The organism is Pantoea sp. PSNIH1 (genome assembly GCF_007680655.1).
Taxonomy (GTDB): Bacteria; Pseudomonadota; Gammaproteobacteria; order Enterobacterales; family Enterobacteriaceae; genus Pantoea; species Pantoea eucrina.
The window spans coordinates 1,067,402-1,084,819 of the sequence record NZ_VEIP01000001.1 but is presented as its reverse complement, the minus strand read 5'-3'; the positions used below and the strand labels follow the sequence as shown (position 1 = coordinate 1,084,819).

Genomic DNA, 17,418 nt, shown 5'->3' with positions numbered 1-17,418 from the left:
GCTGGAGCGCCAAGTGTCTGACAGGTAAACTGCGCAATAACTGAATTTCACCTGATGATGCGGACATGGAACTGAAAGCAACAGCAATGGGTAAACGTCTGGCGCAGCATCCTTACAACCGGGTGCGTTTGCTGACCGCCGGTGTTGAAGTCAGCGGCGATCGTCATGAATACCTTATTCCGTTTAATCAGCTGCTGGATATCAGCTGCAAACGCGGTCTGGTATGGGGCGAGCTGGAGTTTTTGCTGGCGGAGAATCAGGTGGTGCGGCTGCATGGTACCGAGTGGCAGGAGACGCAGCGTTTTTATCACTATCTGCAGCACGCCTGGCAGCAGTGGAGCGCTGAAATGAGCCATATCAGTACGGGCGTGCTGGATGAGCTGCTGCAGCATATTTCGCAGCTGACCGCAGAGGATCGCTGGCTAAAGCGAAGTGAGCTGGCTGCTATCCTGGCCCGGGTTAACGAGACGATTGCGGCACTGCCGCTGCCGCTGGCGCGCCTGGAGGCGCTGGATAACTGTCGTGAACGCTGGCATCGCTGCCGGCAGTGGCTGGAGCAGGGCGAAGCCACAATTCGCCAGCGTAACCGTCGCTGGAGCGAGCAGGTGATTCAGGCAAATCCGGATTTTTTCGCCACGGTTGAGCGCTCACCGCTTAATCGTGCGCAGGCAGAAGCGGTGGTTAATGGTGAAGAGACGTTGCTGGTCCTGGCGGGTGCAGGCAGCGGTAAAACCGCCGTGCTGGTGGCACGTGCTGGCTGGCTGCTGCAGCGGCGACTGGCTCATCCTGACCAGATACTGCTGCTGGCATTTGGCCGGGAGGCTGCAGAAGAGATAAATCAACGCCTGGACACGCAACTTAACGTAAAGGCGTTGCAGGCGCGTACCTTTCATGCGCTGGCGCTGCATATTATTCGCGAGAGTGGCCGCAAGTCGCCGGTTATCAGCCAGCTGGAGAGTGACAGCGCTGCCCGTCGCCAGCTGCTGCTGGAGAGCTGGCGCGAGCAGTGCGCGGCTAAAAAGGCGCAGGCCAGCGGCTGGCGTCAGTGGCTGGAGGAGGATCTGGCGTGGACGTTGCCGGACGGCGCATTCTGGCAGGATAGCGCTATCGCGCAGCGGCTGGCGCCGCGTCTTGAGCAGTGGCTGGGCCTGCTGCGGATGCAGAGCGGTAATCAGGCGGAAACAATCGCGGCCGTTCCGGAAGCATGGCGCGATAGCTTCAGTAAGCGGATAAAACTGATGGCTCCGCTGCTGAAAGCCTGGAAAAGTGTGCTTAAAGCGGAGGGCGCCGTTGATTTTGCCGGCCTGATCCAGCAGGCGACAGAGGTGCTGGAAAAAAGACGTTTTATCAGCCCCTGGAAGCATATTCTGGTCGATGAGTTTCAGGATATCTCGCCGCAGCGTGCCGCACTTTTAAAGGCGTTGCGCGCGCAGAATGCTCATACCAGCCTGTTTGCTGCAGGCGATGACTGGCAGGCAATCTACCGTTTTAGCGGCGCTAAGCTCAATCTGACCACCGCTTTTCACCACTATTTTGGCGACGGCGACAGCTGCGTGCTGGATACCACCTATCGCTTCAATAGCCGCATTGCTGACATTGCCAATGGTTTTATCCAGCAAAATCCGCACCAGCTGAAAAAAACGCTCACCAGTCTGAGCAAAGGAAGTAAAAAGGCGGTAACGCTGCTGCCGGACGATCAACTGGAGGGGCTGCTGGACAAACTCAGCGGATTTGCGAAACCGGAAGAGAGGATTTTGCTGCTGGCGCGCTACCATCATCTGCGTCCGGCGCTGCTGGATCGGGCAAAAACGCGCTGGCCCGGATTACAGCTGGAGTTTATGACAATCCATGCCAGTAAAGGTCAGCAGGCGGAGTACGTCATCCTGACCGGCCTCCATCAGGGAGCCGATGGCTTTCCGGCTCCGGCGCGTGAGTCGGTGCTGGAGGAGGGGCTGCTGCCACCCGTGGAAGATTTTCCCGATGCGGAAGAGCGGCGCCTCGCTTATGTGGCTATGACGCGGGCACGTGAACAGGTGTGGCTGCTGTTTAATAAAGCCTGTCCGTCGCGCTTTGTTGAACAGCTGCGTGAGCTGGGTGTACCGGTAGCGCGTAAAGCCTGAGCCAGGCAGCGCCAGGAAAAGTGAGGCGCTAGCTGGTGCGTAACGTTTTCATCCAGCTCAGTAACTTTTGCCGGGTTGCTGCATCAAAGCGTTTAAACCAGCGCTGTATTGAGGGCAAATCGCTGGCATCCTGCCAGGCAAAATCGGGGTTTTCGCTTACTGCTGTCGCCGAAGGAGCAGCAAAGCGCAGTACGGATGCCGTCTGTGCTGCGCGGTTATAAGCCATCATCGCCTGCATCATGTCACCGCTGCTGCTCTGCGGCAGACGATCGCGCAGGCTGGCAATTTCTGTGCCCCGCTCATCAATCAGCCTGAAGTTCAGGAGCTTATTAAACGTGCTGCGTTCACGCCGGCTGTTCAGCGAGGGCAGGTGGATCGCCACAGAGTGTGCTTCCGCGGTAAATGTGACAATCATCGGCACTGACTGGAAATGGGTTGCGTCAGGACAGGGTTTCTCAACGCGAAACAGAAACTGATGCTGCCCCTGTTCCAGCTCAAGGCTGTCTGCGCCTTTTAATAGTGAGCCGGCAATTTTCCGCCCGTCCAGCACCAGCAAATCAATCTGCGGATCGAGTTTAAGCGTAATGGCGGGGCAGGATGCTGTGACAAGCAGCGCAATAATGCCTGTGACAGCCGGTGACAGCTTCATTTCTACTCCCGAAATATGGCGGGTAATCAGTGATGTGTAGCAAAGTATTTCATTATGGCACTAAATTTACATTTAAACATATTTATTCGTGCCCTGGCGCAAACATTTCATCTTTGCGGCTTGCGCCGCGAGCGGAAAGGGCAGCTACACTCTGGCAATAAAGAGAAGGGGAAATGAATGAACGATCAAACAATTCGTGATGTGCTGATGAATACCCGTCGTATCGCACTGGTGGGGGCCAGCGACAAACCGGCTCGTCCCAGCTATGGCGTGATGCGTTACTTACTGGATCAGGGATATGAGGTGATTCCGGTGAGCCCTAAACTGGCCGGGCAGCAGCTGATGGGGCAGACCGCCTACGCTTCACTGGCAGAAATCCCCGGTAAAGTCGATATGGTAGATGTATTCCGTAATGCTGAGGCGGCATGGGAGGTGGCACAGGACGCTATTGCGATTGGCGCGAAAACGCTGTGGCTGCAGCTCGGCGTTATCAATGAGCAGGCGGCAGTGCTGGCAAGTGATGCTGGCCTGACGGTGATTATGGACCGCTGTCCAAAGATTGAAATCCCGCGTCTGAATATTACGCCAGCCTGAATCAGACAATAAAACGGCGACCTGCGTCGCCGATATAATTAATGTCGCAGGCTGGGTGCCTGCAGCTGCTGCCGGATAGAGGCGGCCAGCTCATCCATAGAGGGCTGCTCTGGGTGCTCGAACAGCGTTTCACCCGCCAGCTGCACTTCTGCAACGTAGGTGTGCACCTGTTCGCCCTCTTCATCTTCCATCACCACATGATACCAGGGGGCGGCACGCAGCGTTTCCGTTGCACCAACTTCATCCAGTTCCGGCTCATCCAGCGAATACTCAGGGTCAACATCGACGATGACACCCAGCACGCCAGAAAGACGATGCCGGACCTGCTGTCCAATTCCAAATTTACTGGCAATCATTGCGACCTCCCAAAACTTTACCTGCCACTAAATATGGGGGCAGGGATCAGGTTTTCAAGTCACAGTACGCGGCAGGCAAAACCTTTCAGATAGAGACCTTCAGGATAGCTGGCTATTACCGGGTGATCGGCCGCCTGACGGAACTGCTCTATAAATTGTACATCACGTCCGGCATCCAGCGCCGCATCGGCCACAATCTTCTGAAATAAATCCGTAGCCATCAGGCCGGAGCAGGAGAACGTCAGCAGAATACCGCCTGGGTTAAGCAGCTGCATCGCCAGCATATTGATATCTTTATAGCCACGGCAGGCGCCCATCAGCTGGTTTTTGTTCTCAACGAATTTAGGCGGATCCATAATAATCAGATCAAACTTTTCGCCTGCATCACGATAGCGGCGCAGCAGTTTAAAAACGTCATCCCGCAGGAACTGTGCCCGCGACACGTCGAGCCCGTTCAGCTCAACGTTCTGTTTTGCTACGTCCAGCGCATCCTGTGAGGTATCCACGCTCAGCACTTCGCGACAGCCACCGAGCAGCGCCGAAATGGCAAATCCGCCGGTATAAGAGAAGCAGTTAAGCACGCGCGCGTCCTGCGCATAGCGACGGGTGGCATAACGGCTGTCGCGCTGATCAAGATAGTAGCCGGTCTTATGGCCGCCCTGAATATCTACCAGCAGTTTCATACCGTGCTCGGTAATAGGCAGCAGGGCAGGCGGCAGTTCGCCGCTCACCGGGCCCTGTGCCAGCGGCAGCCCCTCTTTCTTACGCACGGCGACGTCGGAACGATCGTAGATAGCGCACTCCGGATAGCACTGCTGCAGCGCAGAGACAATGGCAGGCCGCTGATACTCTGCCCCTGCGGACAGAAGCTGCAATACCAGAAAATGACCAAAGCGATCGATGGTTACGCCGGGCATACCATCTGATTCGCCAGCGATCAGGCGATAGCTATCGAGTCCGTCGCGGGTCGCCAGCCAGTCACGCCACTGTTGCGCCTGCTCTAAACGGCGAACAAAGAAGGCGATATCGATTGATTCATCCTGTTGCCAGCTCCAGACGCGTGCGCGAATTTGCGACTCCGGTGAATAAGCGGCACGTGCCAGCCATTTGCCAGAGCTGTCGCAGATATCAATAGTTTCGCCAGACTGCGCTTTTCCTTCCATGCGCGCAACGGCGCCGGAAAAGACCCAGGGATGACGGCGGAGCAGGGATTTTTCACGTCCCTTGGTGAGAATCAATCGAACGGTCATAGTTTGCTATGCTTACCTGAAAAAATGAGGCGCTATTTTCCGGCGGATGGCGCCAAATTGCAACGCGGAATAGGGGAAAGGCACTATGGCTGAACGCAGCTGCACAATCCGGGTATATGGCATGGTACAGGGCGTGGGCTTTCGTTATCACACCCAGCAGCAGGCGAAAGCGCTGGGCCTGACCGGTTACGCCCGTAATCAGTCCGATGGCAGCGTCGAAGTGCTGGCCTGCGGTCCGGAACGGCAGGTCGAAACGCTAATCAGCTGGCTTCAGGCAGGCGGGCCGCGCAGTGCGCGGGTGGACAACGTCGTGACCAGGCCCTGTGATCCGGCCGAACGACCGGCCAGCTTTACCACTGGCTGATCAGAGACACTTTGCGGGTTTAGGCAGGCCGGCAATTTTTGTCGCCTGCTTTGCCGGGCCGTCCGGAAAGAGGCGGAACAGATAGCGGCTGTTGCCTTTTTCCTCGCCATACTTTTTCGCCATCGCCTTTACCAGCATGCGCACTGCAGGCGAGGTGTTAAATTCCTGGTAGAAGTCGCGTACAAAGTGGACGACCTCCCAGTGAGCCTCGCTCATCTCAATGTTTTCCTGCCGGGCGATCGCCAGCGCTACCTCTTCACACCAGTCTGCGTGGTTAGTCAGATAGCCTTCTGCATCCGTTACAATCTCACTGCCGTTAACAATCACGCGTTTTCCTCATCTGTTATCTGCGCTTATTGTAAATTCCCGCCGCCTGGAAAAGCAAAAACCCCGCCAGAGCGGGGTTTGCTTTTTGTGCGCTGCAGCGTTAGTCGCGGTTAGCGAAACCCAGCAGGCTCAGCAGGCTGACAAAGATGTTATAGAGAGAGACGTAGAGTCCAACGGTCGCGCGGATGTAGTTGGTCTCGCCACCCTGAATAATGTTACTGGTCTCCCACAGAATGGCCCCTGCAGAGAAGAGGATGAAAAGCGCGCTGATAGCCAGATGCAGGGCCGGCAGCTGCAGGAACAGGTTTGCTACGACTGCAACCAGCAGAACGACAAAGCCTGCCATCATCATACCGCCAAGGAATGACATGTCGCGCCGGGTAGTCAGTACATAGGCTGAACAGCAGAAGAAGACCAGCGCCGTGCCGCCCAGCGCCATGGCGATAACATCGCCCATGCCCGCGCTCAGAAACGAACTGAGGATAGGCCCCAGGCAGTAGCCGAGGAAGCCGGTGAAGGCGAACGCTGCTGCTATTCCGGCCGGACTATTTGCCAGACGGTATGTCAGAAACATCAAACCATAAAAACCTACCAGCATCAGGATCAGGCCGGGTGAGGGGAGTGCATAGACCGTGCTCAGCGTGGCGGTCACTGCAGAAAACGCCAGCGTCAGGCCGAGCAGAAAATAGGTGTTACGCAGAACTTTGTGAGTGCCGATCAGAGATTGTTGCTGTGATGAGCTGATAATTTTGTCCATCATTTACTCCTTAAAGAGAGAGGACACCTTACATGCGCTGAGAATACGCAGCGGGGTCAGAACAGCAAAGGCGTTTTACCCATCTTTACGCGATAAATTGCTGTTTCAGTAAGCAGAATGCTGTTTTTGACGGCGAAAAAAACAAATTTGGCTGTTTTTCAGGCGAACGATTCATTCATCGCTTTACATCATCCTGGGGGATGTTTATAGTGCGCCTCATTGCGGAGGGGTGGCCGAGTGGCTTAAGGCAGCGGTCTTGAAAACCGCCGATGGGAAACCATCCGAGAGTTCGAATCTCTCCTCCTCCGCCACTTTATCTCTGCAGATAAAGTACAATCTGTATCCGGAGGGATGGCCGAGTGGCTTAAGGCAGCGGTCTTGAAAACCGCCGATGGGAAACCATCCGAGAGTTCGAATCTCTCTTCCTCCGCCAAATTTAAAGAAGCCCGCAGCGATGCGGGCTTTTTGCTTTTCCCGCCCCGACTCTTCCTGCTGCTCTAACCCTGACGTTTGCTGCTATAGTCCATTCACAGTTTTTATAAACAGCGGGCGATTTTCGTCAGCAAGCTGAGTTACACTGTGCGGTAATTCGCTCTTTGGCGGGCTAATCGTTTGAATGCCAGAGTGTTTCACTGATGAATTATGGAATGGGCACAATGATCAAAAAACTGAGTCTTTGCGCGTTGTCAGTTGTTGCGGCGCTTCCGGTAAGCCTGTCAGCGACCGCAGCAGAAGGGGATATGCAGCTGCAGCAGGTGCTGATGCTGAGCCGTCACAATCTGCGTGCGCCGCTGGCGACAAACGGCAGCGCACTGGAGCAATCCACTAAAAAGAGCTGGCCGCAATGGGATGTGCCGGGCGGTGAACTCACCACCAAAGGCGGCGTGCTGGAAGTCTATATGGGTAAATATACCCGTCAGTGGCTGACGCAGCAGGGGCTGCTGGCTGGCGGCAATTGCCCGGATACCAGCGATGTTTTCATTTATGCAAATAGCCTTCAGCGCACCGTTGCGACCGCACAGTTTTTTGCTGCGGGTGCCTTTCCTGGCTGTGACGTTGCAGTAACGCATCAGGATGCCATGGGAACGATGGATCCCATCTTTAATCCGGTGATTACCGATGACAGCGAAGCGTTTAACAAAAAAGCGCTGGCGGCGATGACGGCAGAGAATGAGAAGCTGGCACTGAAGCCTGCGCTGCAGCGTCTGGAAAAGATTGTTGATTATAAATCGTCGCCTGCCTGCAATGGTAAAAAGCAGTGCACGCTGGACAGCGGTGATAACACTTTCAGCGCAGATAATGGCAAAGAGCCAGGCGTCAGCGGTCCGCTGAAAATCGGTAATTCCCTTGTTGATGCGTTCACGCTGCAATATTACGAAGGTTTCCCGGCAGAGCAGGTTGCCTGGGGGCAGATTAAAACGCCTGAGCAGTGGAAAGAGCTGGCGTCAGTCAAAAACGGTTATCAGGATGCGCTCTTCAGCTCGCCAGAGGTTGCGCGTGAAGTTGCTGCACCGCTGGTGGATTACATCCGCAGCCAGCTGGTTGATGAAGATAAGGCCAGCGCACCTAAAGTAACGCTGATGGTAGGGCATGATTCAAATATCGCCTCGCTGCTCAGCGCGCTGCAGGTGAAGCCTTACACTCTGCCGGGCAACGATGAGAAAACCCCTATCGGCGGACAGGTTGTATTTGAACGCTGGCACGATGGCAAAAATAACAAAGATTTGCTGAAAATAGAGTATGTCTATCAGACCGCCGATCAGCTGCGTAACGCAGATGTGCTGAGCCTCAAAAACCCGCCAAAACGTGTCACGCTGCAGCTTGCCGGCTGTGATACTGATGCCAATGGCTATTGCAGCTGGGAGCAGTTCTCTGCGGCACTGAACAGCGCACTGCAGGGGACGCCTATGCAGCCTGCGGCCGTGCAGGAAGCGAAGCCGCAGCAGGCTGCAGATAGTGCGCCGGACGCGAAAGCTGCCGCAGAGAAACCGGCTGACGATAACGCTAAAGCTAAAGATAAAGCTGAACAGGCGGCTGCTGATAAAGCGAAAGCAGACGCCGCCGCAGATAAGGCGAAAGCAGACGCTGCCGCAGAGAAAACCGCTGCTGATAAGGCGAAAGCGGACAAAGCAGCCGCTGATAAAGCGGCGGCTGATAAAGCGAAAGCGGACAAAGCAGCAGAAGATAAAGCGAAAGCTGATGCTGCTGCAGCGCAAAACGCGCAGCCGGAGGCGGCATCCGGTAAACCCGCCGCTGAGGCAAAGCCAGCTCAGCAACCTGCTACCGCAGGTTAACCGGCAGCAGGCTATAAAAAACCCCGCTCTGGCGGGGTTTTTTTTGGTCGTCAGCCGGCAATAACCACCAGCTTCTGATTGGCAAACTCTTTCAGACCGAGATCGGAAAGTTCACGCCCGTAACCGGAGCGTTTTATCCCGCCAAAGGGGAGCTCAGCTGCGGTGTCACTCTGTGAATTGATAAACACCATGCCGGTCTCAATCTGTGACGCCAGCCGGCGCGCGCGCGCAATATCCCGCGTCCAGATAGATCCGCCAAGGCCATAGTGCGAATCGTTCGCCAGCGCCACGGCAGCCTCATCACTCTCTGCAATATAGAGCTGCGCAACCGGGCCAAAAAACTCCTGATAATAAGCGGGATTATCGGGCGTCAGCCCGGTCAGCAGAGTGGGCTGATAATAGCATCCGACGCCTTCAATAATGCGCCCGCCAAAGCGCAGCTCTGCGCCATGCTCTACCGCCTCTTCAACCTGTCGCGCCAGCCGGTCACGCGCATCAAGGGACGAGAGCGGTCCGAGCGTGGTTTTTTCATCCAGCGGATCGCCCGGCACAGCGGACTGCAGCGCGGCGCTGAATTTGCTCATGAACGCCTCGGCAATCTGCGCATGCACAATAAACCGTTTAGCAGCGGTGCAGACCTGTCCGCAGTTGCTCAGACGTGCCTGCACGCCCTGGCGTACCGCTTCATCCAGGTCAGCATCGTCCAGAACAATAAAGACGTCATTGCCACCCAGTTCAAGGGTGGATTTTTTCAGGTGTTTGCCCGCCTGCTGTGCAACCGCACTGCCGGCGCGTTCGGAGCCGGTCAGCGCCACGCCCTGAACGCGATCGTCAGCGATAAGATCCGCCACCTGCTCATTGGAGATAAACAAATTACTCCAGGCACCTTCTGGTGCACCCGCTTCACGTACCAGTTGCTCAAAGATATCCGCGCAGTGCGGCACAATATTGGCATGTTTTGCCAGCACCGGATTACCCAGCGCCAGATTAGGTGCCAGAACACGCATCAGCTGATAATAAGGGAAGTTCCATGGTTCAACCGCAACGATAACGCCAATCGGATGATATTCCACCCAGGCTTCCCCGATTTCGCTGGCGTAGGGCTGAGGCTGCAGAAAAGCAGCGGCATGCTCAGCGTAATATCGCGCAATGCTGATGCAGATGCTGACTTCACCACGGCTCTGACCAATCAGCTTGCCCATTTCGCGACTCGCTATGGTGGCCAGCTCCTCTTTGCGCTGCTCCATGAGATCGGCCAGGCGGCTCAGCACCTGGAGGCGTGGCTGGATATCACCTTTGCTCCAGGCTGAGTGGTAGAGCGCATCTGCGGTTTCGAGCGCCTGGTACACGCGGGCGTCATCATGTGTCTCCCAGTTTTTCAGCAGCTGATTATTTGCCGGATTGATGCTCTGGTAAGCCGTCATCGCGTCCCCCTGTTGGTGTTGCCATAAAAAAGGCGGGCCATGCCCGCCGGTTCTCACACGTTTTTGCGCTCGACAGGGACGTTGTCCCATGTCAGAACATCCTGATCGGTTTTATCAAACGCGCGCATCAGCACATCATCATTGCCCTGCTGCTCCCAGATCTGCTCTGCCAGTTTTTCATCGTAATTGGCAACTTCAAAGATCGCTTCTGCAATTTCCGGGGACGTCTGACGAATTTTCGCCCATTCGCCGACGCGATGTGCTCTGGACTGGTCTGTAGACATAATGATCTCCTGTTGAGTTTATCCTTTGAGTTTTACCGCCAGAGTGGCGACATGTTCACCCTGATAGCGGGCAATTTGCAGCTCTTCAGGCGTGGGCTGGCGTGAACCATCGCCGCCTGCCAGCGTCGACGCACCATAAGGCGTTCCGCCGCGCACCTGTGAGATATCAAACATCTCTTTAGTGCCGTAGCCGATTGGAATAATGACCATGCCGTGATGGGCAAGCGTAGTCCATACTGACGTTATCGTCAGTTCCTGGCCCCCGCCGGTACCGGTAGAAGTAAACACGCTGGCCAGTTTTCCGTGCAGTGCGCCCGAGGCCCACAGCCCGCCGGTACGATCCCAGAAGTTGCGCATCTGGCCTGACATGTTGCCAAAGCGGGTCGGCGTGCCAACGATAATGGCATCATACTGCGTCAGATCGTCCGGCGTTGCCTCAGCTGCCTGCTGATCGACCTTGCCGCCAACCTCAGCAAAACGCGCCGCATCCATACTCTCCGGCACGCGCAAAATAGTCACTTCGGCTCCGCTGACGCGCTGCACGCCTTCTGCAACCGCCTGCGCCATGGTTTCCACATGTCCATACATTGAGTAATAGAGCACCAGAACTTTTGCCATTGTGGTTCTAACCTCCCGGTAAGATAAGTAAAAAGAGTATAGAAGAGCATGCGCGGGCTGCCGGGAAATGGCGCTGCTGCCCGCTGAGATTTAGCACGCTTAAAAATTTAACGTTATGATTTTTAGTATTAAAATGGCATTTTTTCAGATGAGTCGTAATTCTGAACGCGAATCACATTGCTGCACGCTGAGCAGATAACCCCGGCCGGCTGTTGCGCCTGCGGGCCGGGTTACGCCAGAATGACGCCTGGCTACTTATCAGGTGTTCTATGTCTGCGTTACCTGCACGTCCTTATCTGCGCATTACCCGTCAGGAACTGGTGCTGATTTTCATCACCATGGTCTGGGGCGGCACGTTTCTGGTGGTGCACCGCGCCATGGCATACTCCGGTCCGTTTTTTTTTGTCGGACTGCGATTTGCCACGGCGTCACTGCTGCTGGCCTGTTTTTTCTGGCGCTATCTGCGCGCGCTGACCTGGCTTGAAATCAGAGCGGGCACAATGATTGGCCTGGCTATTGCGGGCGGTTATGGCCTGCAAACCTGGGGGATGCAGACTATCTCCAGCAGCCAGTCTGCCTTTCTGACGGCGCTCTATGTTCCGGTGGTGCCGCTGCTGCAGTGGCTGGTGCTGCGCCGGCCGCCTGGCATTATGGCATGGCTGGGCATTGCGCTGGCGTTCAGCGGCCTGGTGCTGGTGGCGGGGCCGCAGCAGAGCGGCATCGCCCTCAGCGCCGGGGAGAGCGCGACCCTGCTGAGCACGCTGGCGATTGCTGCCGAGATCATTCTGATTAGCCGCTATGCCGGACAGGTGGATGTGCGGCGGGTAACGCTGGTGCAGCTGCTGGTCGCCTCCGCTTGCGCCTTTCTGTTTATGATCCCGAACGGTGAAGCGCTGCCGTCGTTTTCTCTGCCGCTGGTGCTGAGCGCTGCAGGCCTGGGCGCCGCCAGCGCCCTGATTCAGGTGACGATGAACTGGGCCCAGCGCAGTGTGTCACCGGTACGCGCTACGGTAATTTATGCCGGAGAGCCGGTCTGGGCGGGAATTGTCGGGCGTCTCGCGGGGGAGCGACTGCCTGCGGCCGCGCTGCTGGGCGGTGCGCTGATTGTCTGTGGCGTGATTGTCAGTGAGCTGCGGCTGCGGCGTAAGAAAGCGGTGCCCGATGAGGCACCGCAGAAGCCTTAACCGTGTGGCTGTGCAGCTGAACCGGCCGGCGCGCGGCTACGGTGCTGCAGAATTGCGTTCAGGATAATGGCGCCAAAGGTCGCGGTGCCGATACCGCCGAGCGTGAAGCTGCCGATCTTAAGCGCAAAATCGCCGGCGCCCAGAACCAGCGTGGTAGCGACCATGATCAGATTACCGTTCTGCCCGAGATCGACCTGATTCTGCAGCCAGATACGGGCACCGGCCACCGCAATCAGGCCAAATACCACGATAGACGCGCCGCCTATGACCGGTGCTGGCACGGTATGGATGAGTGCGCCAAATTTCGGTGAAAAACCCAGCAGTATTGCGATCAGGGCCGCGGCGACGAACGCCAGCGTAGAGTAGACGCGCGTAACCGCCATGACGCCTATGTTTTCGGCATAGGTTGTCACGCCGCTGCCGCCGGCAGAGCCAGAGAGCATAGTGGCCAGACCGTCGCCAACAAACGCCCGGCCCATCCACGGATCGAGATTGCGTCCGGTCATAGCTGCTACCGCTTTAATATGCCCCAGATTTTCAGCGACCAGAATAATGGCGACCGGCGCAATCATCACTATCGCCTGCAGGTCGAACACAGGGGCAGTCGTATGCGGCACGCCAAACCAGGCGGCGTGCGCCACGCCGCTGAAATCCACCGGTTTACCGAGGCCGAAGCCATTGGTCAGCAGCGCATAGAACGCCCAGGCCACGATCAGCCCTACCAGGATCAACAGGCGCTGTACCAGCCCGCGCGTCATGACCGCCACCAGTCCGATACAGAGCACCGTCAGCACCGCCATCCAGCTGTCGAACAGGGTGGCAGAAACACTGTGCACCGCAATCGGCGCCAGGTTCAGGCCAATCGCCATAACGACGGCGCCGGTGACGACCGGCGGCATCAGGCGCTCAATCCAGCCGGTACCCACTTTCATCACAATCAGACCAATCAGGGTATAGAGCGCGCCGCAGGCGATAATGCCGCCCAGCGCCACGGAGAGGTGAGTGTTAAGGCCCTGGCCGGTGAAACCGGTGACCGCAATCACTACGCCCACAAAAGCGGCGCTGGAACCGAGATAGCTCGGTACGCGCCCGCCGGTAATAAAAAAGAACAGCAGCGTACCGATCCCGGAGAGTAACACAGCGAGATTGGCATCCAGCCCCATCAGCAGCGGCATCAGTACCGTTGCGCCAAACATTGCGACCGCATGCTGCAGCCCAAGCACCAGCGTCTGCCCGAGCGGCAGCGTCTCGTCCGGGGCAATCAAGCCGTCGTCGGTCATTGCTGACTTAACGCGCCAGCGTGGAAACCAGGTACTCGCCATAGATCATCTCCTGAGAGTGAGTAGAACAGGCCGCGTTATGCGGTATCAGCGGGCATCCTGCCGGGAGAAGGTGTGATAACCGCGATCGAACCAGGCGAGCCCCTGGCGCGCCTCGCCCTGGGCCACTGCCAGCACCGTACAGAACAGAATATCGTGTGTGCCAACGCTGACCCGCTGTGTTATCTCGCAGTCAAAGGAGATCAGCGCGGCCTCCAGCAGCGGAGCACCGCTGGCAAGCGTCTGCCACTGCGCGGCGGCAAAGCGATCCGCCATCGCGGTTTTGCCCCCGAACAGCGTGGAAAGGGCGTGCTGGTCTGCCGAGAGAGTATTGACGCAGAGTGCACGGTTATCGCGAAACGCCGGCCAGGCTGAGGCGGAGCGGTTCAGGCAGACCAGCAGCGTCGGCGGGGAGTCGGTCACGCTGCAGACGGCGGAGGCGGTAAAGCCAGCCACGCCTGCCGGGCCATCGGTGGTGATAACATTAACGGCTGCACCCAGCTGCGCCATAGCGTTGCGAAAGGTGTCGCGATCGACTGCGGGTAAATCCGGAAGGGCATGTAGGCTCATGTTCAGACTCCTGATCTCAGCCCGCTGCCAGACAGGCGGGCTGAGCGGTCTCAGCCAGCCAGCGCAGCAGCAGCGTGTTAAAATTATCGCTATCGGTCACGCTCATGGCGTGGCCGCCCCACGGCATGGTCAGCAGCTGGCCCTGCGGCAGCGCTGCCGCCAGCTGTGCTGAACAGCTCCACGGCACCAGCAGATCGTCCTGGCTGCAGATCGCCAGCACCGGCTGGGTGATGCGCGCGGCGCAGGCACGAAAATCTGCCGTTTTCAGCGCGTGCAGACGACGCAACAGATTCTCTGTGCCCTGAAAGTGCTGCTGGTGATGCCTCTCTTCTGCCTCAGCGCGCGCCTGATGCTGCGCCAGCCATTCGGCAGGATAGAGAAACAGCGGCTGAGCGCGTACAAAGGCTTCGGTACCCGCCTGCAGCAGCAGATCCTCTCTGACCTTAAAACAGCGCGCGGTATGGGGGCTGAGCGTCAGCCAGCCGTTAATGACCGCCACGCGCTCAACCCGATCGGGGTGATCGAGCGCCATTTGCAAACCAATCAGCCCCCCAAGCGCATGGCCAGCCACGCTGTAGCGCGCGATCTGATGCTGTTCCAGCGCCTCCGCCAGCTCGGCTGCCATCATCGCCAGGCTGTAACCCTCAGGCAGCGGCGCTGCACTGCGCCCGGTGCCGCGCTGATCGTATGTGACAACGCGGTAGCGGGTGCTGAGCGCCGCCAGCTGTGGCTGCCAGAATCCGGCAACGCCACCAAGGCCTGATGCGAGGACCAGCGTGGGCGCATCGGCAGTGGTCAACCCGTGGATATCCAGCTTCATTACGCCTCCGCCTGTCCGATGTGCGCCACAGACGCAATCTCAACCAGCGCGTCAGGTTTTACCAGACCGCACTGAATACAGAAGCGCGCGGGCTTATCGCCGGGAAAATAGTCGGCATAGACCTGATTCACGGCGGCGTAGTGCTGCCAGTCAGTAATGAAAATAGAGTTGAACGTGACATCTGCCATGCAGCCGCCGGCGGTTTCAATGACGTTTTTGATGGTCTCCAGCACGTGGCGGGTTTGCGCGGCCGCATCGCCGACGTGAACCACGTTATTGTCCGCATCGAACGGCAGGGTGCCGGAAACGTACACCACGCCGTCAGCCAGCGTTCCGGGTACGAACGGGGCGATCGGCGTACTGCTGCCAGCCGGGATAATGACGCGTTTGGGCATAGTCTGATCTCCTGATAGCGAAAAGTTACTGACCCTGCAGGGCTTCGCAGAACGTTTGTGTATCGCTGACCCAGCCGAAAAACGTTTCGATATTGAACAGCGCGGCCTGCTGCGCAAAATCAGGTCCGGCCTGATGCGTGGCGTCAGCCAGTACCACACCGAAATATTCCAGAAAGAAGCCGTCACGCAGCGTGGACTCGACGCAGACGTTGGTGGCGATGCCGGTAAAAATCAGATGACGGATCCCGCGGCTGCGCAGCATGCTGTCGAGCGGCGTATTGAAAAAGCCGCTGTAGCGCGGTTTTGGCAGCACGATATCACCCGGTTCGGGCGTCAGCGCATCCACCAGCGCATAATCCCAGGTGCCTTTCGCCAGCAGGGTGCCCTGCAGCTCAGGCTGGCGGCGCATGGTTTTCAGCGCATTAGATTTGTGAAAATTGGGGGAGCCCGCATCGCCCGCCTCGGTGTAATCGCTGTCCCAGCCGTTCTGGAACCAGATAATCTGTACGCCGGCAGCGCGTGCCGCGGTGACCGAGTGATGAATTCTGGCGATAACCGGCTCGGTGGCAGAGACATCAAATCCCGCCAGGTCGAGATAGCCGCCTTTAGTGGCGTAGGCATTCTGCATGTCGACGACAATCAGCGCGCTCTGAGCCGGAGGCAGGGCGATCGCCTCCGGACGGGCGGGCAGAGTGATATGCGATGTGGTGCCGGTGTGTGCGCAGGTGACGGTTTTCATTATGCTACCTCCTGCGCCGCGGCGATCACGTTGCGACGGCACTGCATCAGCGGCTGTATGCGCTGGCCGAACGCTTCAATACCCTCCAGGAAATCATCAAAGGTCAGTAGCACGCCGTGCGTACCATCAACCTGAGCCACTTCATCCAGCATGCGTGCCACGCTGGCAAAGGAGCCAACTAACGTGCCCATATTGATGTTAACGGCGGAGGTCGGGTCAGCCATCTGACGCACGTTAGTATCGCTGCCTGAACGGGTATCCTGCTGGCTCTGAGTCGTGAGCCACGCGAGTGCCTCTTCGTCGGCGCCAGCTTTGTAGTGCTCCCATTTTGCGCGGGCCGCTTCGTCGCTCTCGGCGGCGATGATCATAAACAGAACGTAGGAGCCGACGTCGCGGCCCGCCTGCTCAGCAGCAAGCTTCATGCGGGCTGCGGTCGGTGCAAAGGCGGCTGGCGTATTAACGCCCTTACCAAAGCAAAAGTTATAGTCGGCATGCTGAGCTGAAAATGCCATGCCCGCATCACTCTGTCCGGCGCATATCACCTTCATCGGCTTCTGCGGCCGTGGGCTGACGCGACAGTCGTTCATCGTGAAAAAATCACCTTTGAAGTCGCTCTGGCCGGTTCCCCATAAATCGCGCAGCACCGTGACATACTCAGTCAGGTATTGATAACGGCTGGCAAAATAGTCATCGCCCGGCCAGATCCCCATCTGCTCATACTCTGGTTTCTGCCAGCCGGTGACGAGGTTTACGCCAAAGCGTCCGCCAGAAATTGAGTCGATGGTCGCAGCCATACGCGCCACGATGGCGGGTGGCAGCGTCAGCGTGGCAGCCGTGGCGTAGATCTCAATCCGCGAGGTGACCGCCGCCAGGCCGGCCATCAGCGTAAAGGACTCCATATTGTGATCCCAGAACTCCGTTTTGCCGCCGAAGCCGCGCAGCTTGATCATTGAGAGTGCAAAATCGAAGTGATAGTGCTCAGCGCGCTGCACAATCGCTTTATTGAGTTCAAAAGTAGGCATGTACTGCGGCGCATGCGTAGAGATCAGCCAGCCGTTATTGCCAATCGGAACAAAGACACCAATTTTCATATGTCACCTCTTTGCATTGATAGGACGGTTTCACGCGCTGCGCTGCTTCCTGCACGCATCCTGCGGGCGGCGCTCTCTCTTGATTGCAAGTCGCGTGCCACATAAATAATTTTTATATATATCATCAGGATATGAACCGCCGATCGGCCAGCCGGGACGGCACCGCGATTTTCAGACCATTTGGTCAAAACAAATGCACAGCAATCAGGCAGCCGTCGGGCAAAAAAGGTGCAGCCCGCCATATCTGCCAGCTGTGTTATGAT

The 17,418-nt window shown here is 57.4% G+C and carries 19 protein-coding genes and 2 tRNA genes; 7 read left to right on the top strand and 14 right to left on the bottom strand.

The window, feature by feature from the left end; translation table 11 throughout:
• Positions 1–65 precede the first annotated feature (65 nt).
• On the top strand, positions 66–2,120 hold the full coding sequence (helD, locus tag FS690_RS05100) for a DNA helicase IV (RefSeq protein ID WP_145339153.1): 2,055 nt from the start codon (positions 66–68) through the stop codon (positions 2,118–2,120).
• 28 nt (positions 2,121–2,148) lie between these two features.
• Here the strand turns inward: helD and FS690_RS05095 are convergent, their stop codons facing one another.
• Positions 2,149–2,769, bottom strand: a complete 621-nt coding sequence (locus FS690_RS05095) for a DUF2057 family protein (protein WP_039383659.1) — start codon at positions 2,767–2,769, stop codon at positions 2,149–2,151.
• Positions 2,770–2,946: 177 nt separating this feature from the next.
• On the opposite strand from FS690_RS05095, the gene FS690_RS05090 reads away from it, so the two are divergent.
• Positions 2,947–3,363, top strand: a complete 417-nt coding sequence (locus tag FS690_RS05090; protein ID WP_039383662.1) for a CoA-binding protein — start codon at positions 2,947–2,949, stop codon at positions 3,361–3,363.
• Between the two features lie 38 nt (positions 3,364–3,401).
• On the opposite strand, the gene hspQ is transcribed toward FS690_RS05090, so the two are convergent.
• Together hspQ and rlmI are read right to left on the bottom strand one after the other, a co-directional pair.
• Positions 3,402–3,719 carry a heat shock protein HspQ gene (gene hspQ / locus FS690_RS05085; protein WP_039383664.1) on the bottom strand — a complete coding sequence of 106 codons (318 nt, stop codon included), beginning with the start codon at positions 3,717–3,719 and terminating at the stop codon, positions 3,402–3,404.
• Between the two features lie 59 nt (positions 3,720–3,778).
• Positions 3,779–4,969, bottom strand: a complete 1,191-nt coding sequence (gene rlmI / locus FS690_RS05080) for a 23S rRNA (cytosine(1962)-C(5))-methyltransferase RlmI (RefSeq protein WP_039383665.1) — start codon at positions 4,967–4,969, stop codon at positions 3,779–3,781.
• An 85-nt stretch (positions 4,970–5,054) separates the two neighbouring features.
• On the opposite strand from rlmI, the gene yccX reads away from it, so the two are divergent.
• Complete coding sequence (gene yccX / locus FS690_RS05075; RefSeq protein WP_104084748.1) at positions 5,055–5,333, top strand: acylphosphatase; 279 nt, start codon at positions 5,055–5,057, stop codon at positions 5,331–5,333.
• Here the strand turns inward: yccX and FS690_RS05070 are convergent, their stop codons facing one another.
• A complete protein-coding gene (locus FS690_RS05070; protein ID WP_094111453.1) occupies positions 5,334–5,660 on the bottom strand; it encodes a TusE/DsrC/DsvC family sulfur relay protein in 327 nt (108 codons plus the stop codon). It lies immediately after the preceding gene.
• Positions 5,661–5,760: 100 nt separating this feature from the next.
• A complete protein-coding gene (gene yccA / locus FS690_RS05065) occupies positions 5,761–6,417 on the bottom strand; it encodes an FtsH protease modulator YccA (RefSeq protein ID WP_108569222.1) in 657 nt (218 codons plus the stop codon).
• A gap of 223 nt (positions 6,418–6,640) precedes the next feature.
• Between yccA and FS690_RS05060 the strand changes: the two genes are divergently transcribed.
• The 3 genes from FS690_RS05060 to agp all read left to right on the top strand — a co-directional run bounded on the left by FS690_RS05060 (position 6,641) and on the right by agp (position 8,711).
• Positions 6,641–6,728, top strand: a tRNA-Ser gene (locus FS690_RS05060).
• A gap of 34 nt (positions 6,729–6,762) precedes the next feature.
• A tRNA-Ser gene (locus FS690_RS05055) sits at positions 6,763–6,850 on the top strand.
• 223 nt (positions 6,851–7,073) lie between these two features.
• Entirely contained in the window at positions 7,074–8,711 is a 1,638-nt protein-coding gene (gene agp, locus FS690_RS05050; RefSeq protein ID WP_082032653.1) for a bifunctional glucose-1-phosphatase/inositol phosphatase, read from the top strand.
• A gap of 50 nt (positions 8,712–8,761) precedes the next feature.
• Here the strand turns inward: agp and FS690_RS05045 are convergent, their stop codons facing one another.
• The 3 genes from FS690_RS05045 to wrbA are packed head-to-tail and all read right to left on the bottom strand — an operon-like array spanning position 8,762 to position 11,037.
• Positions 8,762–10,135, bottom strand: coding sequence for an NAD-dependent succinate-semialdehyde dehydrogenase (locus FS690_RS05045; RefSeq protein WP_071668715.1), 1,374 nt, complete (start codon positions 10,133–10,135; stop codon positions 8,762–8,764).
• Between the two features lie 53 nt (positions 10,136–10,188).
• Positions 10,189–10,419 (bottom strand): YccJ family protein, encoded by a 231-nt coding sequence (locus FS690_RS05040; protein WP_039383674.1) that lies wholly within the window; start codon positions 10,417–10,419, stop codon positions 10,189–10,191.
• An 18-nt stretch (positions 10,420–10,437) separates the two neighbouring features.
• Positions 10,438–11,037, bottom strand: coding sequence for an NAD(P)H:quinone oxidoreductase (wrbA, locus tag FS690_RS05035; RefSeq protein ID WP_065649652.1), 600 nt, complete (start codon positions 11,035–11,037; stop codon positions 10,438–10,440).
• Positions 11,038–11,306: 269 nt separating this feature from the next.
• Here wrbA and FS690_RS05030 point away from each other — a divergent pair, with 269 nt between their 5' ends.
• Complete coding sequence (locus tag FS690_RS05030) at positions 11,307–12,221, top strand: DMT family transporter (RefSeq protein ID WP_104084750.1); 915 nt, start codon at positions 11,307–11,309, stop codon at positions 12,219–12,221.
• Here the strand turns inward: FS690_RS05030 and rutG are convergent.
• Genes rutG through rutA form a run of 6 tightly spaced genes read right to left on the bottom strand, consistent with a single transcriptional unit; the run spans position 12,218 to position 17,155 of the window.
• Positions 12,218–13,543, bottom strand: a complete 1,326-nt coding sequence (rutG, locus tag FS690_RS05025; RefSeq protein ID WP_104084751.1) for a pyrimidine utilization transport protein G — start codon at positions 13,541–13,543, stop codon at positions 12,218–12,220. The genes FS690_RS05030 and rutG overlap by 4 nt on opposite strands.
• Positions 13,544–13,588: 45 nt before the next feature.
• A complete protein-coding gene (gene rutF, locus FS690_RS05020; protein ID WP_039383691.1) occupies positions 13,589–14,110 on the bottom strand; it encodes an NADH-dependent FMN reductase RutF in 522 nt (173 codons plus the stop codon).
• Between the two features lie 16 nt (positions 14,111–14,126).
• Positions 14,127–14,930: a pyrimidine utilization protein D gene (gene rutD / locus FS690_RS05015; RefSeq protein ID WP_145339152.1), complete on the bottom strand. Its 804-nt coding sequence runs from the start codon at positions 14,928–14,930 to the stop codon at positions 14,127–14,129.
• Positions 14,930–15,325, bottom strand: a complete 396-nt coding sequence (gene rutC, locus FS690_RS05010) for a pyrimidine utilization protein C (RefSeq protein WP_039383696.1) — start codon at positions 15,323–15,325, stop codon at positions 14,930–14,932. The genes rutD and rutC overlap by 1 nt, the downstream gene beginning before the upstream one ends.
• A 25-nt stretch (positions 15,326–15,350) precedes the next feature.
• A complete protein-coding gene (rutB, locus tag FS690_RS05005; RefSeq protein WP_145339151.1) occupies positions 15,351–16,064 on the bottom strand; it encodes a pyrimidine utilization protein B in 714 nt (237 codons plus the stop codon).
• On the bottom strand, positions 16,064–17,155 hold the full coding sequence (gene rutA, locus FS690_RS05000; protein ID WP_094111354.1) for a pyrimidine utilization protein A: 1,092 nt from the start codon (positions 17,153–17,155) through the stop codon (positions 16,064–16,066). The genes rutB and rutA overlap by 1 nt, the downstream gene beginning before the upstream one ends.
• Positions 17,156–17,418 lie beyond the last annotated feature (263 nt).

Bases quoted from the DNA above. Each gene is read 5' to 3' on its own strand.
- helD (WP_145339153.1), top strand. From the start codon at position 66: ATGGAACTGAAAGCAACAGCAATGGGTAAACGTCTGGCGCAGCATCCT.
- FS690_RS05095 (WP_039383659.1), bottom strand. From the start codon at position 2,769: ATGAAGCTGTCACCGGCTGTCACAGGCATTATTGCGCTGCTTGTCACA.
- FS690_RS05090 (WP_039383662.1), top strand. From the start codon at position 2,947: ATGAACGATCAAACAATTCGTGATGTGCTGATGAATACCCGTCGTATC.
- hspQ (WP_039383664.1), bottom strand. From the start codon at position 3,719: ATGATTGCCAGTAAATTTGGAATTGGACAGCAGGTCCGGCATCGTCTT.
- rlmI (WP_039383665.1), bottom strand. From the start codon at position 4,969: ATGACCGTTCGATTGATTCTCACCAAGGGACGTGAAAAATCCCTGCTC.
- yccX (WP_104084748.1), top strand. From the start codon at position 5,055: ATGGCTGAACGCAGCTGCACAATCCGGGTATATGGCATGGTACAGGGC.
- yccA (WP_108569222.1), bottom strand. From the start codon at position 6,417: ATGGACAAAATTATCAGCTCATCACAGCAACAATCTCTGATCGGCACT.
- agp (WP_082032653.1), top strand. From the start codon at position 7,074: ATGATCAAAAAACTGAGTCTTTGCGCGTTGTCAGTTGTTGCGGCGCTT.
- FS690_RS05045 (WP_071668715.1), bottom strand. From the start codon at position 10,135: ATGACGGCTTACCAGAGCATCAATCCGGCAAATAATCAGCTGCTGAAA.
- FS690_RS05040 (WP_039383674.1), bottom strand. From the start codon at position 10,419: ATGTCTACAGACCAGTCCAGAGCACATCGCGTCGGCGAATGGGCGAAA.
- wrbA (WP_065649652.1), bottom strand. From the start codon at position 11,037: ATGGCAAAAGTTCTGGTGCTCTATTACTCAATGTATGGACATGTGGAA.
- FS690_RS05030 (WP_104084750.1), top strand. From the start codon at position 11,307: ATGTCTGCGTTACCTGCACGTCCTTATCTGCGCATTACCCGTCAGGAA.
- rutG (WP_104084751.1), bottom strand. From the start codon at position 13,543: ATGGCGAGTACCTGGTTTCCACGCTGGCGCGTTAAGTCAGCAATGACC.
- rutF (WP_039383691.1), bottom strand. From the start codon at position 14,110: ATGAGCCTACATGCCCTTCCGGATTTACCCGCAGTCGATCGCGACACC.
- rutD (WP_145339152.1), bottom strand. From the start codon at position 14,930: ATGAAGCTGGATATCCACGGGTTGACCACTGCCGATGCGCCCACGCTG.
- rutC (WP_039383696.1), bottom strand. From the start codon at position 15,325: ATGCCCAAACGCGTCATTATCCCGGCTGGCAGCAGTACGCCGATCGCC.
- rutB (WP_145339151.1), bottom strand. From the start codon at position 16,064: ATGAAAACCGTCACCTGCGCACACACCGGCACCACATCGCATATCACT.
- rutA (WP_094111354.1), bottom strand. From the start codon at position 17,155: ATGAAAATTGGTGTCTTTGTTCCGATTGGCAATAACGGCTGGCTGATC.